The 13,657-nt window shown below is 58.9% G+C and carries 13 protein-coding genes; 6 read left to right on the top strand and 7 right to left on the bottom strand.

The genetic code is table 11. The features are described from left to right. Positions 1-263 precede the first annotated feature (263 nt). Together mltA and tcdA are read left to right on the top strand one after the other, a co-directional pair. Complete coding sequence (mltA, locus tag ABLV64_RS11735) at positions 264-1,361, top strand: murein transglycosylase A (protein WP_002915579.1); 1,098 nt, start codon at positions 264-266, stop codon at positions 1,359-1,361. An 87-nt stretch (positions 1,362-1,448) separates the two neighbouring features. Beyond that, positions 1,449-2,258 carry a tRNA cyclic N6-threonylcarbamoyladenosine(37) synthase TcdA gene (gene tcdA / locus ABLV64_RS11730; RefSeq protein ID WP_057213113.1) on the top strand — a complete coding sequence of 270 codons (810 nt, stop codon included), beginning with the start codon at positions 1,449-1,451 and terminating at the stop codon, positions 2,256-2,258. Positions 2,259-2,399: 141 nt separating this feature from the next. Here tcdA and csdE read toward each other — a convergent pair whose 3' ends face one another. Both csdE and csdA read right to left on the bottom strand, forming a co-directional pair. Beyond that, complete coding sequence (gene csdE, locus ABLV64_RS11725; RefSeq protein ID WP_032456539.1) at positions 2,400-2,837, bottom strand: cysteine desulfurase sulfur acceptor subunit CsdE; 438 nt, start codon at positions 2,835-2,837, stop codon at positions 2,400-2,402. Then, on the bottom strand, positions 2,837-4,042 hold the full coding sequence (csdA, locus tag ABLV64_RS11720) for a cysteine desulfurase CsdA (protein WP_004205516.1): 1,206 nt from the start codon (positions 4,040-4,042) through the stop codon (positions 2,837-2,839). Before csdA ends, csdE begins: the two co-directional genes overlap by 1 nt. 197 nt (positions 4,043-4,239) lie before the next feature. Between csdA and ABLV64_RS11715 the strand changes: the two genes are divergently transcribed. The 4 genes from ABLV64_RS11715 (at position 4,240) to rlmM (ending at position 7,241) form a co-directional block, all read left to right on the top strand. Further along, positions 4,240-4,464, top strand: a complete 225-nt coding sequence (locus ABLV64_RS11715) for a YgdI/YgdR family lipoprotein (RefSeq protein ID WP_002915549.1) — start codon at positions 4,240-4,242, stop codon at positions 4,462-4,464. A 351-nt stretch (positions 4,465-4,815) separates the two neighbouring features. Beyond that, positions 4,816-5,733 (top strand): glycine cleavage system transcriptional regulator GcvA, encoded by a 918-nt coding sequence (gene gcvA, locus ABLV64_RS11710; protein WP_002915545.1) that lies wholly within the window; start codon positions 4,816-4,818, stop codon positions 5,731-5,733. Positions 5,734-5,752: 19 nt separating this feature from the next. Continuing rightward, positions 5,753-6,148: a DUF423 domain-containing protein gene (locus ABLV64_RS11705; protein WP_002915543.1), complete on the top strand. Its 396-nt coding sequence runs from the start codon at positions 5,753-5,755 to the stop codon at positions 6,146-6,148. Continuing rightward, positions 6,141-7,241: a 23S rRNA (cytidine(2498)-2'-O)-methyltransferase RlmM gene (gene rlmM, locus ABLV64_RS11700; RefSeq protein WP_004205518.1), complete on the top strand. Its 1,101-nt coding sequence runs from the start codon at positions 6,141-6,143 to the stop codon at positions 7,239-7,241. Before ABLV64_RS11705 ends, rlmM begins: the two co-directional genes overlap by 8 nt. 52 nt (positions 7,242-7,293) lie before the next feature. Here the strand turns inward: rlmM and fucR are convergent, their stop codons facing one another. The 5 genes from fucR to fucP form a co-directional block, all read right to left on the bottom strand. Beyond that, positions 7,294-8,004 carry an L-fucose operon activator gene (gene fucR / locus ABLV64_RS11695; protein WP_004205519.1) on the bottom strand — a complete coding sequence of 237 codons (711 nt, stop codon included), beginning with the start codon at positions 8,002-8,004 and terminating at the stop codon, positions 7,294-7,296. A gap of 58 nt (positions 8,005-8,062) precedes the next feature. Continuing rightward, positions 8,063-8,485 carry an L-fucose mutarotase gene (gene fucU / locus ABLV64_RS11690; RefSeq protein WP_017899197.1) on the bottom strand — a complete coding sequence of 141 codons (423 nt, stop codon included), beginning with the start codon at positions 8,483-8,485 and terminating at the stop codon, positions 8,063-8,065. A 1-nt stretch (position 8,486) separates the two neighbouring features. Beyond that, positions 8,487-9,905 (bottom strand): L-fuculokinase, encoded by a 1,419-nt coding sequence (fucK, locus tag ABLV64_RS11685; protein WP_023319036.1) that lies wholly within the window; start codon positions 9,903-9,905, stop codon positions 8,487-8,489. A gap of 107 nt (positions 9,906-10,012) precedes the next feature. Beyond that, complete coding sequence (fucI, locus tag ABLV64_RS11680; protein WP_062913570.1) at positions 10,013-11,788, bottom strand: L-fucose isomerase; 1,776 nt, start codon at positions 11,786-11,788, stop codon at positions 10,013-10,015. Positions 11,789-11,820: 32 nt separating this feature from the next. Next, positions 11,821-13,131, bottom strand: a complete 1,311-nt coding sequence (gene fucP, locus ABLV64_RS11675; RefSeq protein ID WP_004205525.1) for an L-fucose:H+ symporter permease — start codon at positions 13,129-13,131, stop codon at positions 11,821-11,823. Positions 13,132-13,657 lie beyond the last annotated feature (526 nt).

Here is a 13,657-nt window from a genome sequence, read left to right as displayed (position 1 = left end):
CGACGACCTTCGGGTTATGAGCCCGACGAGCTACCAGGCTGCTCCACCCCGCGTCCGTGGAAGCGCACTATACTCCGCTAGCGAGATGATGCAACCTTTTTTCGACCAAATCGACATTTTTGTAAGAATTGGCTTATAAAACGCCACGTTGTGGTGTTTTTTTACACAAATCTGTGCCATCGATGAGATCGCGCATTTCAATAGCTCTGGCGCTTTGTTATCTTCAACACGCACTAAGGCTTCGCAGCAAAAGATGAGACACCATGAAAGGACGTTGGGCAAAATACGTAGCGACGGGGGCAATGCTGGCTATGCTCGCCGCCTGTTCCTCAAAACCGACCGACCGCGGTCAGCAATATAGCGATGGCAAGTTCACCCAGCCGTTTTCACTGGTAAACCAGCCGGATGCCGTCGGGGCGCCGATCAACGCCGGCGACTTCTCCGAGCAGGTTAATCAAATTCGTAACGCCTCTCCGCGCCTCTATAACAGCCAGAGCAACGTCTATAACGCGCTGCAGGAGTGGCTGCGCGCCGGCGGCGACACCCGCACGCTGCGCCAGTTTGGCATCGACGCCTGGCAGATGCAGGGCGTCGACAACTATGGCAACGTCCAGTTTACCGGCTACTACACGCCGGTGGTGCAGGCGCGCCACACCCGTCAGGGCGAATTCCAGTACCCCATTTACCGGATGCCGCCGAAGCGCGGCAAGCTGCCGTCCCGCGCCAGCATTTATGCCGGCGCGCTGAGCGACAACTATGTGCTGGCGTACAGCAATTCGCTGATGGATAACTTCATCATGGACGTGCAGGGCAGCGGCTATATCGATTTTGGCGACGGTTCGCCGCTCAACTTCTTTAGCTATGCCGGGAAAAACGGCTGGCCCTATCGCAGCATCGGCAAAGTGCTGATCGACCGCGGGGAAGTGAAGAAAGAAGATATGTCGATGCAGGCGATCCGCGAGTGGGGTGAAAAGCACAGCGAAGCGGAAGTGCGCGAGCTGCTGGAGCAGAACCCGTCGTTCGTGTTCTTTAAACCACAGTCTTTCGCGCCGGTGAAAGGCGCCAGCGCCGTGCCGCTGATCGGCCGCGCCTCGGTGGCCTCCGACCGGTCGATTATTCCGCCGGGAACCACCTTGCTGGCCGAGGTACCTCTGCTGGATAATAACGGCAAGTTTAACGGCCAGTACGAACTGCGCCTGATGGTCGCCCTCGACGTTGGCGGGGCCATCAAAGGCCAGCATTTCGACATCTATCAGGGCATTGGGCCTGATGCTGGCCACCGTGCCGGCTGGTATAACCACTACGGCCGCGTATGGGTGCTGAAAAACGCGCCAGGCGCGGGAAATGTTTTTAGCGGCTAACACTCCTGGCCGTGCCTGTTGACCAGGGCGCCCGGATGACGCCGTTTGCGGCGGCCTCCGGGCGCTGTCATTTTGTTCTGAGGTTCTATGTCTGTTGTAATCAGCGATGCCTGGCGCCAGCGTTTTGGCGGTACGGCACGTTTATATGGTGAAAAAGCGCTGCAATGTTTTGCCGACGCCCACGTCTGCGTGGTCGGGATCGGCGGGGTCGGCTCGTGGGCGGCGGAAGCGCTGGCGCGGACCGGCATCGGGGCGATCACCCTTATCGATATGGACGATGTCTGCGTTACCAATACCAACCGCCAGATCCACGCCCTCAGCGGCAACGTCGGGCTGGCGAAAGCGGAGGTGATGGCGGAACGTATTCGCCTGATCAACCCGGAGTGTCGGGTGACGGTGGTGGATGATTTCGTAACCCCGGAAAACGTGGCCGAATACCTTGGCGCCGGCTTCAGCTATGTCATCGATGCCATCGATAGCGTCCGGCCAAAAGCGGCGCTTATCGCCTGGTGCCGCCGCTACAAAGTGCCGCTGGTCACCACCGGCGGGGCGGGCGGCCAGATTGACCCAACGCAGATCCAGGTCGCTGACCTGGCGAAGACCATCCAGGATCCGCTGGCAGCTAAACTGCGCGAGCGTCTGAAAAGCCAGTTTGGGGTGGTGAAAAACAGTAAAGGCAAGCTCGGCGTGGACTGCGTATTCTCTACGGAAGCGCTGGTCTACCCGCAGGCGGACGGCAGTGTCTGCGCGATGAAGAGCACGGCGGAAGGACCGAAGCGGATGGACTGCGCTGCCGGCTTTGGCGCGGCGACGATGGTGACCGCGACCTTCGGGTTTGTCGCGGTGTCGCATGCCCTGAAGAAGATGCTGGCGAAGGCGGAGCGGCAGACGACGTAAATTCCCGGGTCGCGGCGCAGGCGCCTTACCCGGTCTACAGGACAATTCCCCGGAGGCGGCGCTGCGCACCTGTCCGGGCGACAAAACTGCACGAGCCCGTAGCCCGGGCAAGGCGCGTCAAGCGCCGCCCCCGGGATGAGCTTAAACCTCAACCTCGCGGGCGGCGGCGAGCACCGCCTCGCTCAGGGCGCTGAGGCCCTGGCTGCGCGAGGCGCTGAGCTGGCCGCGCAGCCCCAGCTCGTCGAACAGCGCCAGCGGATCCTGCGCCAGGATCCCGGCGCGGGTTTTTCCTTCCACGGCAGTTAAAAGTACCGCCAGCAGACCGCGCACAATCCTTCCTTCGCTGTCGCCAAAGAAGTGCAGCCTGCCCTCGGCGTCCTCCTCATAGCCCAGCCAGACGCGGTTCTCACACCCGGCAATCTCATGGGCCTGCGCTTTGTGCTCGTCGGTCAGCGTCGGCAGCTTTTTGCCTAACAAAATCAGCTGCCGATATTTATCCTCCCACTGGTTCAGCGGGGCGAAGGTCTGGCGCAGCGTGGCGTCGGTAATGGTCGTGCCGAAGGGGTGCAGGGTCGTCATTAATCCACCAAAATTTCCAGGGCGCGATCCACCGCGTGGACCAGCGCTGCAACATCGTCTTGGGTATTGTAGGGGGCGAAAGAGGCCCGCAGCGTGCCGCTGACTCCTAAAGCCGCCAGCAGCGGCTGGGCGCAGTGCTGCCCGGCGCGCAGGGCAATGCCGGACTCGGCCAGCAGCGTCACCAGATCGCTGTGATGAATACCGTCGAACTCAAAGGCGAGCAGGCTTGACTGCTGGCAGCGGAAAGAGCGGAAGCCCGGCCGTTTCGCCAGCGCCTCTTCCGCCAGGCTCGCCAGGCTGCGGCTCCAGTTTTCCGCCTGGCCGATATCGCTCTGCGCCAGCCACTCCAGCGCGGCGCTGAGGCCGATAACCCCGGCGACATTGGGCGTACCGGCCTCAAGGCCATAGGGCGCCGGCTGCGGCGTAAAGCCGTCAAAGCTGACTTCGGCGATCATCTTCCCGCCGCCGAGCCAGGGCGACATCGCCGCCAGCAGTTCGCTTTTGCCGTACAGGGCGCCGATCCCGGTCGGGCCATACAGCTTATGGCCGGAAAAGGCGTAAAAATCGATATCCAGCGCCTGCACGTCCGCGGGGAAATGTACCGCCCCCTGCGCGCCGTCGACCATCACCACCATCCCGGCGGCGTGAGCAAGGCGGATGGCCTGAGCCAGGTCCGGGCAGCCGCCGGTGACGTTGGACATCTGGCCGATGGCCAGCACCCGGCTGCGCGGGGTGATGAGCGCGCTGAGGCTGGCGATATCCGGCAGACGGTCGGCGCCGAGCGGCAGCTTGACCACTCTGGCGCCGGTTTGCCCGGCCACCATCAGCCAGGGCACGAGGTTGGCATGATGCTCGGCTTCGCTAACTAGAATTTCATCGCCAGGCTGCAGGCGCGGCCGGACGTAGCTCTGCGCCACCATATTGATGGCCTCGGTGGTCCCCCGCGTCCAGACGATATCTTTGCCGGAGGGGGCGTTCAGCCACGCCGCCACGCGCTCGCGGGCCGCCTCATAGCGCTCGGTCAGCCGCTGGGCGGCGGCGAATTGACTGCGGTGGACGTTGCCGGCGCTCAGGCGATAAAACTGGTCGCTGGCGTCGATCACCGCCTGCGGTTTGAGCGCCGTCGCCGCGCTGTCGAGATAGACGCCGGCATCGGCCAGAGCCGGAAACTGCGCGCGAAAGTGCGCAGGGTTGAATGCGTTCATGGAATTCCTCGTATCAATACCGCGATCGTCGCGCAATTTGTCGGGCGTGACAAGGCCTCTGCGCTCTGTGGAATTGTCCGAATGTGACTCCACGTGGGTCAAAGAGGGTTATGCTGAAAAGTGTTGGGTTTGTGTTTTAACCTATTACTTAACGAGTCACGAATAGTATAAATAGCCGTAAGGAGAGAAAAATGAAAATGACTAAGGCCGCTGCGATTATCTCTGCCTGTATGCTGACTTTAGGCCTGAGCGCCTGTTCCTCTAACTATGTGATGCATACCAATGATGGGCGGACCATCGTTACCGACGGGAAACCGCAAACCGATAATGATACTGGCATGATCTCGTATAAGGACGCGTGGGGCAACAAACAGCAGATCAATCGCTCTGACGTGAAACAGCTGGGTGAGCTGGACGAGTAAGGCAGTAAAAAGGCAAAAAAAAGCACCGCGCGTTGCGGTGCTACATTAAATCACTATGGACAGACAGGGTAAATGTACAGGAAGTGAAAAGGGGTAGCCTTGCTACCGGGGTCTGCAAAGACAGACCAATTGCAAACACAACAACACAACATCACAACCGTAAGCCAAAAGCTTGATGGAACACGCATTCCAAAAAAAGCTTCTCGTTCCGGCTCAGGAAGTGCCGCCACTATAGGTATTTGCTGGTAGAACCTCAACGGACAATTTATAATGGCTCAGATAAAAAAAACTAATAGGTTAACCATTGTTTCCTATTTGTTAAATTGAGTTAACATCTAAGCCAGAATAAACATGTCGAAGCGATTACCTCCTCTGAATGCATTACGTGTTTTTGATGCAGCCGCACGCCATCTCAGCTTCACTCGGGCAGCCGATGAGCTTTTTGTAACGCAGGCCGCAGTCAGCCACCAAATCAAGTCTCTCGAGGATTTTCTGGGCCTTAAGCTGTTCCGTCGGCGCAATCGTTCGCTGCTGTTAACGGAAGAAGGGCAGAGCTATTTTCAGGATATTAAAGAGATTTTTTCGCAACTGACGGAAGCGACGCGTAAACTGCAGGCGCGCAGCGCCAAAGGGGCATTAACGGTCAGTTTATTGCCAAGTTTCGCCATCCAGTGGCTGGTGCCGAGACTGACAAGCTTTAACTCAGCTTATCCGGGAATCGACGTCAGGATCCAGGCAGTGGACCGTCAGGAGGATAAGCTGGCGGATGATGTCGATGTGGCGATTTTTTACGGTCGCGGCAACTGGCCGGGCCTGCGTGTGGAAAAACTGTACGCCGAGTATCTGCTGCCGGTCTGTTCCCCGCTGCTGCTCACCGGCGATAAAGCATTGAAAACGCCTGCCGATCTGGCGCAACATACGCTGCTTCACGATGCGTCCCGCCGCGACTGGCAAACTTATACCCGCCAGCTTGGTCTAAGCCATATTAATGTGCAGCAGGGGCCGATTTTCAGCCACAGCGCGATGGTGCTGCAGGCGGCCATTCACGGGCAGGGCGTGGCGCTGGCCAACAATGTCATGGCGCAGTCCGAAATTGAAGCCGGTCGCCTGGTGTGTCCATTTAATGATGTTCTGGTCAGTAAGAATGCGTTTTACCTTGTTTGCCATGACAGTCAGGCAGAACTGGGTAAAATAGCCGCTTTCCGGCAGTGGATTCTGGCGAAAGCGGCAAGTGAACAAGAAAAATTCCGCTTTCGTTATGAACAATAATTACTTGTAGGGTAACAACATGACCAGCCGTTTTATGCTGATATTCGCCGCGATTAGCGGCTTTATCTTTGTGGCTCTGGGTGCCTTCGGCGCGCATGTCTTAAGTCAATCGCTCGGCGCGGCGGAGATGGCCTGGATCCATACCGGCCTGGAGTATCAGGCCTTCCATACCCTGGCGATTTTTGGTCTGGCGGTGGCGATGCAGCGTCGGATCAGTATCTGGTTCTACTGGAGCAGCGTGTTTCTGGCGTTAGGGACCGTGCTGTTCAGCGGCAGCCTCTACTGCCTGGCGCTCTCTCATTTACGCCTGTGGGCGTTCGTGACCCCGGTGGGCGGCGTGAGCTTCCTCGCCGGCTGGGTGTTAATGTTAATTGGTGCAATTCGTCTGAAACGTAAGGGCGTTGTTCATGAATAAGGTTGTCCTCTATTGTCGCCCTGGGTTTGAGAAAGAGTGCGCAGCAGAAATTACCGATAAGGCAGCCCGCCTCGAGGTGTTTGGTTTTGCCCGGGTCAAAGAAGACTCTGGCTATGTGATTTTTGAAGGCTATCAGCAGGATGATGGCGAGAAGCTGGTGCGTGATCTGCCGTTCAGCTCGCTGATCTTCGCCCGCCAGATGTTTGTGGTGGGCGAACTGCTGCGCGACCTGCCGCCGGAGGATCGCATTACGCCGATCGTCGGCATGCTGCAGGGCGTGGTGGAGAAGGGCGGCGATCTGCGCGTCGAGGTGGCGGACACCAACGAAAGCAAAGAGCTGATGAAGTTCTGCCGCAAGTTTACCGTGCCGCTGCGCGCGGCGCTGCGCGAAGCGGGCGTCCTGACCAGCTATGAAACGCCGAAGCGTCCTGTGGTGCATGTGTTCTTTATCGCCCCGGGCTGCTGCTATACCGGCTACTCGTACAGTAACAATAACTCGCCGTTCTATATGGGCATTCCGCGGCTGAAGTTTCCGTCCGACGCGCCGAGCCGCTCCACCCTCAAGCTGGAAGAGGCGTTCCACGTTTTTATTCCGGCGGACGAGTGGGACGAGCGCCTGGCGAACGGCATGTATGCCGTCGACCTCGGCGCCTGCCCGGGCGGCTGGACCTATCAGCTGGTGAAACGCAACATGTGGGTCTCTTCGGTCGATAACGGCCCGATGGCCCAGAGCCTGATGGATACCGGCCAGGTGACCTGGCTGCGTGAAGACGGTTTCCGCTATCGTCCTAACCGCAATAACATCTCGTGGATGGTCTGCGATATGGTGGAAAAGCCAGCGAAAGTGGCGGCGCTGATGGCGCAGTGGCTGGTCAACGGCTGGTGCCGGGAGACCATCTTCAACCTCAAGCTGCCGATGAAAAAGCGCTATGAAGAGGTGTCGCAGAATCTGGCCTACATTCAGGCCCAGTTGGACGAGCACGGCGTTAACGCCCAGATCCAGGCGCGTCAGCTGTATCACGATCGTGAAGAGGTGACCGTCCACGTGCGTCGCCTGTGGGCCGCCGTTGGCGGACGTCGCGACGAGCGTTAACCACTCACCCTCAGGCCAGAGACGCGCATGTCCTCTGGCCTTCGCCGCATGCTTAAGGCTGCGGCGCATCCGACACAATATGCGTCACCTCATCAAGATGACCAATCCTCGCTTCGCCGGAGCGGTTGAACTTGCTTTTGTCGATCAGCAGCAGCGACTGCGCCGCTCGCTTAAGCAGGATCGATTTGAAGTCGGCATTGAAGGCATTGGAGTCCCACAGCGCGCCCTGCGGGTCGATGCCTTCGCAGGAAAAAATAAACAGATCGATCTCCAGCGATTTCAGCTGGGAAATCAGCGCCGGGTTAACGTAGCAGCCATATTTCCGCTGCAGAGTACCGCCGGAGCAGGTGAGCATGATCTGGTCGCGTTTAGCCAGCTCCTGGCAGATGGGCTGGCTGTTGGTAAAGACGTGCAGCGGGCGGTCCGGCAGCTGGCGGGCGAGATACCAGCAGGTGGAGCTGGCATCGAGGGCGATGACCATCCCTTCGTCAATCCAGGCCAGCGCTTCGCGGGCGATATCGGCTTTATGCGCGTAATGGCTTTTCAGCCGCATGTGAAAAGGGTCGCCGCTGTCCTGGCTGCGCTGGTGGATCACTTTAGCCCGGCCGTGGTTGCGCAGCACTTTGCCCTGCGCCTGCAGCTCGCTGAGATCGCGGCGAATGGTTTCCCTGCTGACGTTGAGCTGTTTTGACAACGTTTCGGTGGTCAGGCTGCTGTGGTTGATCAGGAGATCGACGATCGCCTGCTGGCGGGCCGCTTTCATTTATTCTCACCCCATCATTGATTGAGCGTCTGCATCAGGCAGACGCTCCGGCATGAGATTACGGCGTGACTCCTTTTTTTAAAAGGATATTTCCGTACTTAGCGCACTCTCCTGTGATAACGATCGCAAAGGCTTTTTGCGCCCGGTCGTAGAAGGCAAAGCGGTCAATCCGCACGATATCCGGGCAGGGGGCCTGCGCCGAAAGCGCCTGCCGATAGCGCTGTTCCACCGTCGGGTCGAGCGCATCGCCTTCGACGGCGGCCATCATCACCAGCGGCGGCGCATAGCTGTCTAACTCGAACAACGGGATAATCGCCTGCAGCAGATCGCTGACCCGCAGGCCGTCGGCCCGAATCACCTGCGGACCCATGCTGTGCGCCGGGAAGTGGGCATCGGAAAAAATAATTTCATCCCCATGGCCCATTTCGGCCAGCACTTTCAGCAGTTCCGGCGATATCAGCGGGGAAATGGTTTTGAGCATCTCAGGCTTCCTCTGTTAATTCAGGTTCAGTTTGCGGCCAAAAATAGCGGTAGCGGTACGCGACCTGCGCTCTGGCCTGTTCCGGGGAAGAGAACTCGCCCACGCCATACCAGCCAAACATCGCCGCGCCGGCCACCGTGGTTTCGGCATCGTCGAGAACTTTGATCGGTATTCCCAGCCGGTCAGCCTTGATCTGGTTCCACAGCGCGTTGCGGCTGCCGCCGCCGACCAGCAGCAGTTCTTGCGCCCGGAAGCGGCCGATGTTTTCCAGGGTTTGCAGATGCTTCGCCAGCTGGTCGCTTAACCCCTCCAGCGCGGCGCGGTAAAAATGGCCGCGGGTGGTGTTGAGCGTGACGCCCTGCCAGCCGGCGTGCTGGCTGGCGAGCAGGTCGCACTGCATTCTGACGCCCTGGGCACCGGGCGGGATCGCCTGCGCTTCGTCAATCAGCGTTTGCCACGGCGTGTCAGTGTTCCACAGTAGCTTGCGCACCCACTCGAGCACGCCGGAGGCCAGCCACTGCATCCCCGGGTTATAGCGTCCCGGCTGGCTGTCCAGCTCGCAAGTGGAGCCGCTGTAGTCGCAGAGCAGCGAGGTGTCGACCTGCGCGCTGCGCACCATCAGGATCTCCCAGGTCCCTGAGGAGAGCACCGGCTCATCCTGCCCGGCACCGGCGCCAAACAGGGCGAACTGGGTGTCGTGCCCGGCCGAGATAACCGGGACCCCGACGGGAAGGCCCAGCAGCGCAGCGGCCTCCGGCAGCAGGGCGCCGATCGGCTGGCCTGCTTCAACCAGCTGCGGGAACAGGCGGCGCGGCAGGCCGGTCGCCTGCAGGATCGGCGCGCTGAAATCGCGCTGCCGGAGATCGAGCATCTGGCTGGTGCCCGCCATGGTGAGGTCGGTGGTGAACTCCCCGGTCAGCCGATGGTTGATCAGCGACGAAATAAACAGCCAGGCATGGGCCTGCGCCAGCAGCTGCGGGTGGTTCTCTTTCAGCCAGATCAGCTTATACAGGGTGTTGAATGCAAAGGCGCCGACGCCGGCGATTTGCTGCAGCTGGCGCGCGGACATATACCGGCTGATGGTGTCCATTACCGCCGCGGTGCGCGGGCATTTCCAGCTGATTATCGGATACAGCAGCGCACCCTGCTCATCCACCAGCGCGCCATCGACGCCAAAGGTCGTGACGGTGATGCCGCGCACCGTGCAGGAGGCCAGCTGGTCATGGATCTGCCGACAGCAGTCGGCAAAGCGCTGCATAATGGCCTCCAGCGACCACTGGTGCCAGTCGCTTTTTTCCGCCGCAATGTCGCTGGCGTTCGCCGTTGCGGCGCGGGCGATAATGTTCCCCTGTCGGTCAACGGCCATCGCCCGCACGTTCGTGGCGCCGCAGTCGAGGACCAGGATTACGTCTTGCTTCATAGTGACTCCCGAAACAACATTGCCGAATGGCGCGGCGCTTATCCGGCCTACAAACAGCGCGCGTCTGTAGGCCCGGTAAGCCTGCGCCACCGGGCTAAACCCACCTGTTAACGCTTATACAGCGGCCCGTAGTTCTGGCAGGCGCGGTAGTCCTGGCCTTCGATGTCCATACCGTGCGCGGCCCAGGCGGAGGGGCGGTAGATTTTCGCCGCTTCCACGTTGTGCATGCAGACCGGAATGCGCAGCATGGCGGCGAGGGTAATGAAATCCGCGCCGACATGGCCGATGGTCAGCACGCCGTGGTTGGCGCCCCAGTTAGCCATGACCGAGTACACATCGCTGAACGGGCCTTTGCCGGTCAGGCGCGGGGCAAACCAGGTGGTGGGCCAGGTGGAGTTGGTGCGGGCGTCGAGCTGGTCGTGCATCGCTTTGGGCAGCGCCACGCTCCAGCCTTCGGCGATTTGCAGTACCGGTCCCAGGCCTTTGATGATGTTCACCCGGGTCATGGTGAACGGCACGCCGCCTTCGGTCAGGAAGCGGGAAGAGAAGCCGCCGCCGCGGAAGTATTCATGGATCGCCGGGCACCATTCGGTGGCCGCGAGGCAGGCATCCGCCTCGTTCTGCTCAATCTCCCAGTGAGGTTTCATCGTTGGGTTGCCCTGCGCGTCGCGCTGCTGGCAGGAGCCGTCCAGCGCCGCGGAGCCGGAGTTAATCAGGTGAATGATGCCGTGCTCCGCCCGGCCGGTGAGCGGCTGCCCGGTGACCCGTTCAACAGCATCCGGCGACCAGTAGGTGCGTACGTCGGCAAACACCTGGGCGGTGCCGGTGAGCTGATGGCCCATCAGCATGGCCACGCCGTTGAGGCTGTCGTTTTCGGTGGCGACGACAAACGGTTCGCGCACCCCGTTCCAGTCAAAAGAGCTGTTGAGCAGCGCTTCGGCGGTATCGCCATTGGGGTATTGATCGGTCCAGTGGCGCTGACCCTGGAAACCGGCGGCGATGGCGTTGTAGCCCAGCGACTCCTCCACCAGCCCTTTTTCCGCCAGCTTCGCGTTGCCCTGCATCATGTCGCGGATGCACATCGCCATCAGCAGGCTCTCTTTCAGCACCGCGCGGCTCTGCGCCTCATTGCGCTTATACTGCTCGGCGTTCTGATCTTCGCCGTAGCGGAAATGTTTATCCGCCCACGCCAGCGCCATCTCCAGCTCGATTTCATCATAGATTTTCTGATCGATTCGCCGGCGCAGCTCCGTCATGTCGACAGCCTGAACCTTCATCCCGAGCCAGGATTCAAAGAAGTTGTGGTCGACGATGGAGCCGGCGATGCCCATTGAGACGCCGCCCAGCGACAGATAGCTTTTCCCTTTCATACTGGCGACCGCCAGGCCAGCGCGAGCGAAGCGCAACAGTTTTTCTTCGACATCCGCCGGGATCGAGGTGTCATCGGCATCCTGCACATCATGCCCGTAGATGGAGAACGCCGGGATCCCTTTCTGGCTGTGGGCCGCCAGCGCCGCGGCCAGATAGACTGCTCCCGGACGCTCAGTGCCGTTGAAGCCCCAGATGGCCTTCGGGCGCAGCGGATCCATATCGATGGTTTCGCTGCCGTAGCACCAGCAGGGGGTGACGGTGATGGTGACGCCAACGTTCTGGCTGCTGAATTTCTCTTCACAGGCGGCCGACTCGGCCATGCCGGCGATGCAGGTATCGGCGATCACGCACTCCACCCGGGCGCCGCAGGCATGGCGCAGCTTCTCACTGATAAGCGCGGCGGTGGCTTTCGCCATGTTCATGGTTTGCGCTTCCAGCGATTCGCGAACCCCCATGCGACGACCATCGATTACCGGGCGGATACCGATCTTCGGTAAGCTGATTTTTTTCATTACAGATCCCTCAGGTTATGCGGATAACAGGTTTAGTTCGTCGCCGCTTGCGAGCGGAAACGGGCAAAAATAAAGATGATGGCGAAGCACAGCGCCGGAACCAGTTCGGCGGTCGGGATATTGCCGGCGGCGTCGCTGACAAAGCCCATTACCGGGGTGACGATCCCGCCGCCGATGATGGTCATGACGATAAATGACGAGCCATATTTGGTGTCCTGGCCCAGGTGCTTAATCCCCAACGAGAAGATGGTCGGGTACTGAATGGACATAAAGGCGCTGCACAGGGTCAGGGCCAGCAGACCGACGTGGCCGCCGCTGAAGGCGGAGAGCAGACAGAGCAGCATGGCGATAAGCGCATAGATAGCGAGCACGTTATGCGGCGCGAAGCGGCGGATCAGCCAGGTGCCGGTGAAACGGCCAATAAAGAAACAGACCATGGTGCCGGTCAGGTAGTTGGCGGCGAAACCGGCCGTCATGCCCGGGATCTCTTCGACAGCGTAGCGAATCAGATAGCTCCAGCAGGCGGTTTGCGCACCGACATAGCAGAACTGAGCCAGTACCGCCCAGCGCCAGTGGCGGATGCGCATCAGGCGCGACAGCGAGGCGAGAAACGTGCTCTGCGCGCTGTCGCTGTGGTCATCGCTTTGCAGCGACGGGAAACGGGTACAGACGATCAGCAGGGCGACCAGCAGCACGATGGCCACGATAATCATATAGGGGGTTTGTACCGACAGGACCAGGCTGTGCTTCCAGGCGCCGAGCTGCTCTGGCGTCATTTTATCCAGCACCTCCTGCGGCTGATGCGGGACGTTGGACAAAATAAGGCTCTGGCCAAATACCACGGCAATAATGGCGCCAAATGAGTTAAAGGTCTGGGCCAGATTCAGGCGGAAGTGACCGCCGCTTTCCGGACCGAGGACGGTGACAAATGGGTTGGCCGCAGTTTCCAGACAGCCAAGCCCGGCGGCGATAATAAATAACCCAATCAGGAATAAGGTGTAATTCATTACTTCGGCGGCAGGCCAGAACAGCGCGGCGCCACAAGCATATAAAAACAGACCCGTAAGAATGCCGGCTTTATAGCTGAGTTTTTTCATCAGCATCCCGGCGGGGATGGGAATAATAAAATAGCCAAAATAAAAAGCCGACTGGATTAATCCGGCCTGAAAATTAGTCAGGGTAAAGGCCTGTTGAAACTGCGGTAATAAAATATCATTGAGATTATTGGCCACGGCCCACAGAAAAAAGAGGGAGCACAGCAGAGCAAAAGGAATAATGTAGCTCTTACTTTGCCCGCTCTCCATGGCGCGGTAACTTTGCGTTGGTATCGTTGTGTTTCCCATAGCGTCCTCATCAGTTCAGAAGCATTTACAACAGCATTCAGGGCGCAGTCTGGTGCTGCAGCAGACCGCAAAATTAAGTGAGCTCAGGTGACGCGCCGGTGAGTGAAATGAAAGTCACGGCGGAACTCATGGCTTCATTTTCAAATAAAAACCGCCTGTTAATATGATGAGGGTCACACTTAACGCTCTGTGGACCATTTTATGTGATAATTGTCACTTTAATTTTTCAAAATGACTGACCGTTTGAGGAAATAAATTCACAAAACCACAACGCCAATGACCGATTGAATATATATCGTGGAAAACGGGCAAATGTTACAGAAAAATAAAATGCCCGCTTGAAGAAATATTTTTAAGAACGGGCATTTTCAACATCCGCTTAACCAGTTACATCCCTTTTTTTATGATGGAATAATTGACGTGGTTCACAAAATATAGCCATGGAAATTCCCCTGCGATTATTCAGGCTGAAGATGGAGATCATTATTCAACCTATCCCACGGTCGCCAACAATAATTATGTTGCC

This window comes from Klebsiella sp. JB_Kp031 (assembly GCF_040064295.1).
Taxonomy (GTDB): domain Bacteria; phylum Pseudomonadota; class Gammaproteobacteria; order Enterobacterales; family Enterobacteriaceae; genus Klebsiella; species Klebsiella quasipneumoniae.
Note: the sequence above shows the minus strand (reverse complement) of the source record. Positions and strands in the feature narration are given on the sequence as shown.

Excerpts from the sequence above, each read along its gene's own strand:
- mltA (WP_002915579.1), top strand. The coding sequence starts at position 264 with ATGAAAGGACGTTGGGCAAAATACGTAGCGACGGGGGCAATGCTGGCT.
- tcdA (WP_057213113.1), top strand. The coding sequence starts at position 1,449 with ATGTCTGTTGTAATCAGCGATGCCTGGCGCCAGCGTTTTGGCGGTACG.
- csdE (WP_032456539.1), bottom strand. The coding sequence starts at position 2,837 with ATGACGACCCTGCACCCCTTCGGCACGACCATTACCGACGCCACGCTG.
- csdA (WP_004205516.1), bottom strand. The coding sequence starts at position 4,042 with ATGAACGCATTCAACCCTGCGCACTTTCGCGCGCAGTTTCCGGCTCTG.
- ABLV64_RS11715 (WP_002915549.1), top strand. The coding sequence starts at position 4,240 with ATGACTAAGGCCGCTGCGATTATCTCTGCCTGTATGCTGACTTTAGGC.
- gcvA (WP_002915545.1), top strand. The coding sequence starts at position 4,816 with ATGTCGAAGCGATTACCTCCTCTGAATGCATTACGTGTTTTTGATGCA.
- ABLV64_RS11705 (WP_002915543.1), top strand. The coding sequence starts at position 5,753 with ATGACCAGCCGTTTTATGCTGATATTCGCCGCGATTAGCGGCTTTATC.
- rlmM (WP_004205518.1), top strand. The coding sequence starts at position 6,141 with ATGAATAAGGTTGTCCTCTATTGTCGCCCTGGGTTTGAGAAAGAGTGC.
- fucR (WP_004205519.1), bottom strand. The coding sequence starts at position 8,004 with ATGAAAGCGGCCCGCCAGCAGGCGATCGTCGATCTCCTGATCAACCAC.
- fucU (WP_017899197.1), bottom strand. The coding sequence starts at position 8,485 with ATGCTCAAAACCATTTCCCCGCTGATATCGCCGGAACTGCTGAAAGTG.
- fucK (WP_023319036.1), bottom strand. The coding sequence starts at position 9,905 with ATGAAGCAAGACGTAATCCTGGTCCTCGACTGCGGCGCCACGAACGTG.
- fucI (WP_062913570.1), bottom strand. The coding sequence starts at position 11,788 with ATGAAAAAAATCAGCTTACCGAAGATCGGTATCCGCCCGGTAATCGAT.
- fucP (WP_004205525.1), bottom strand. The coding sequence starts at position 13,131 with ATGGGAAACACAACGATACCAACGCAAAGTTACCGCGCCATGGAGAGC.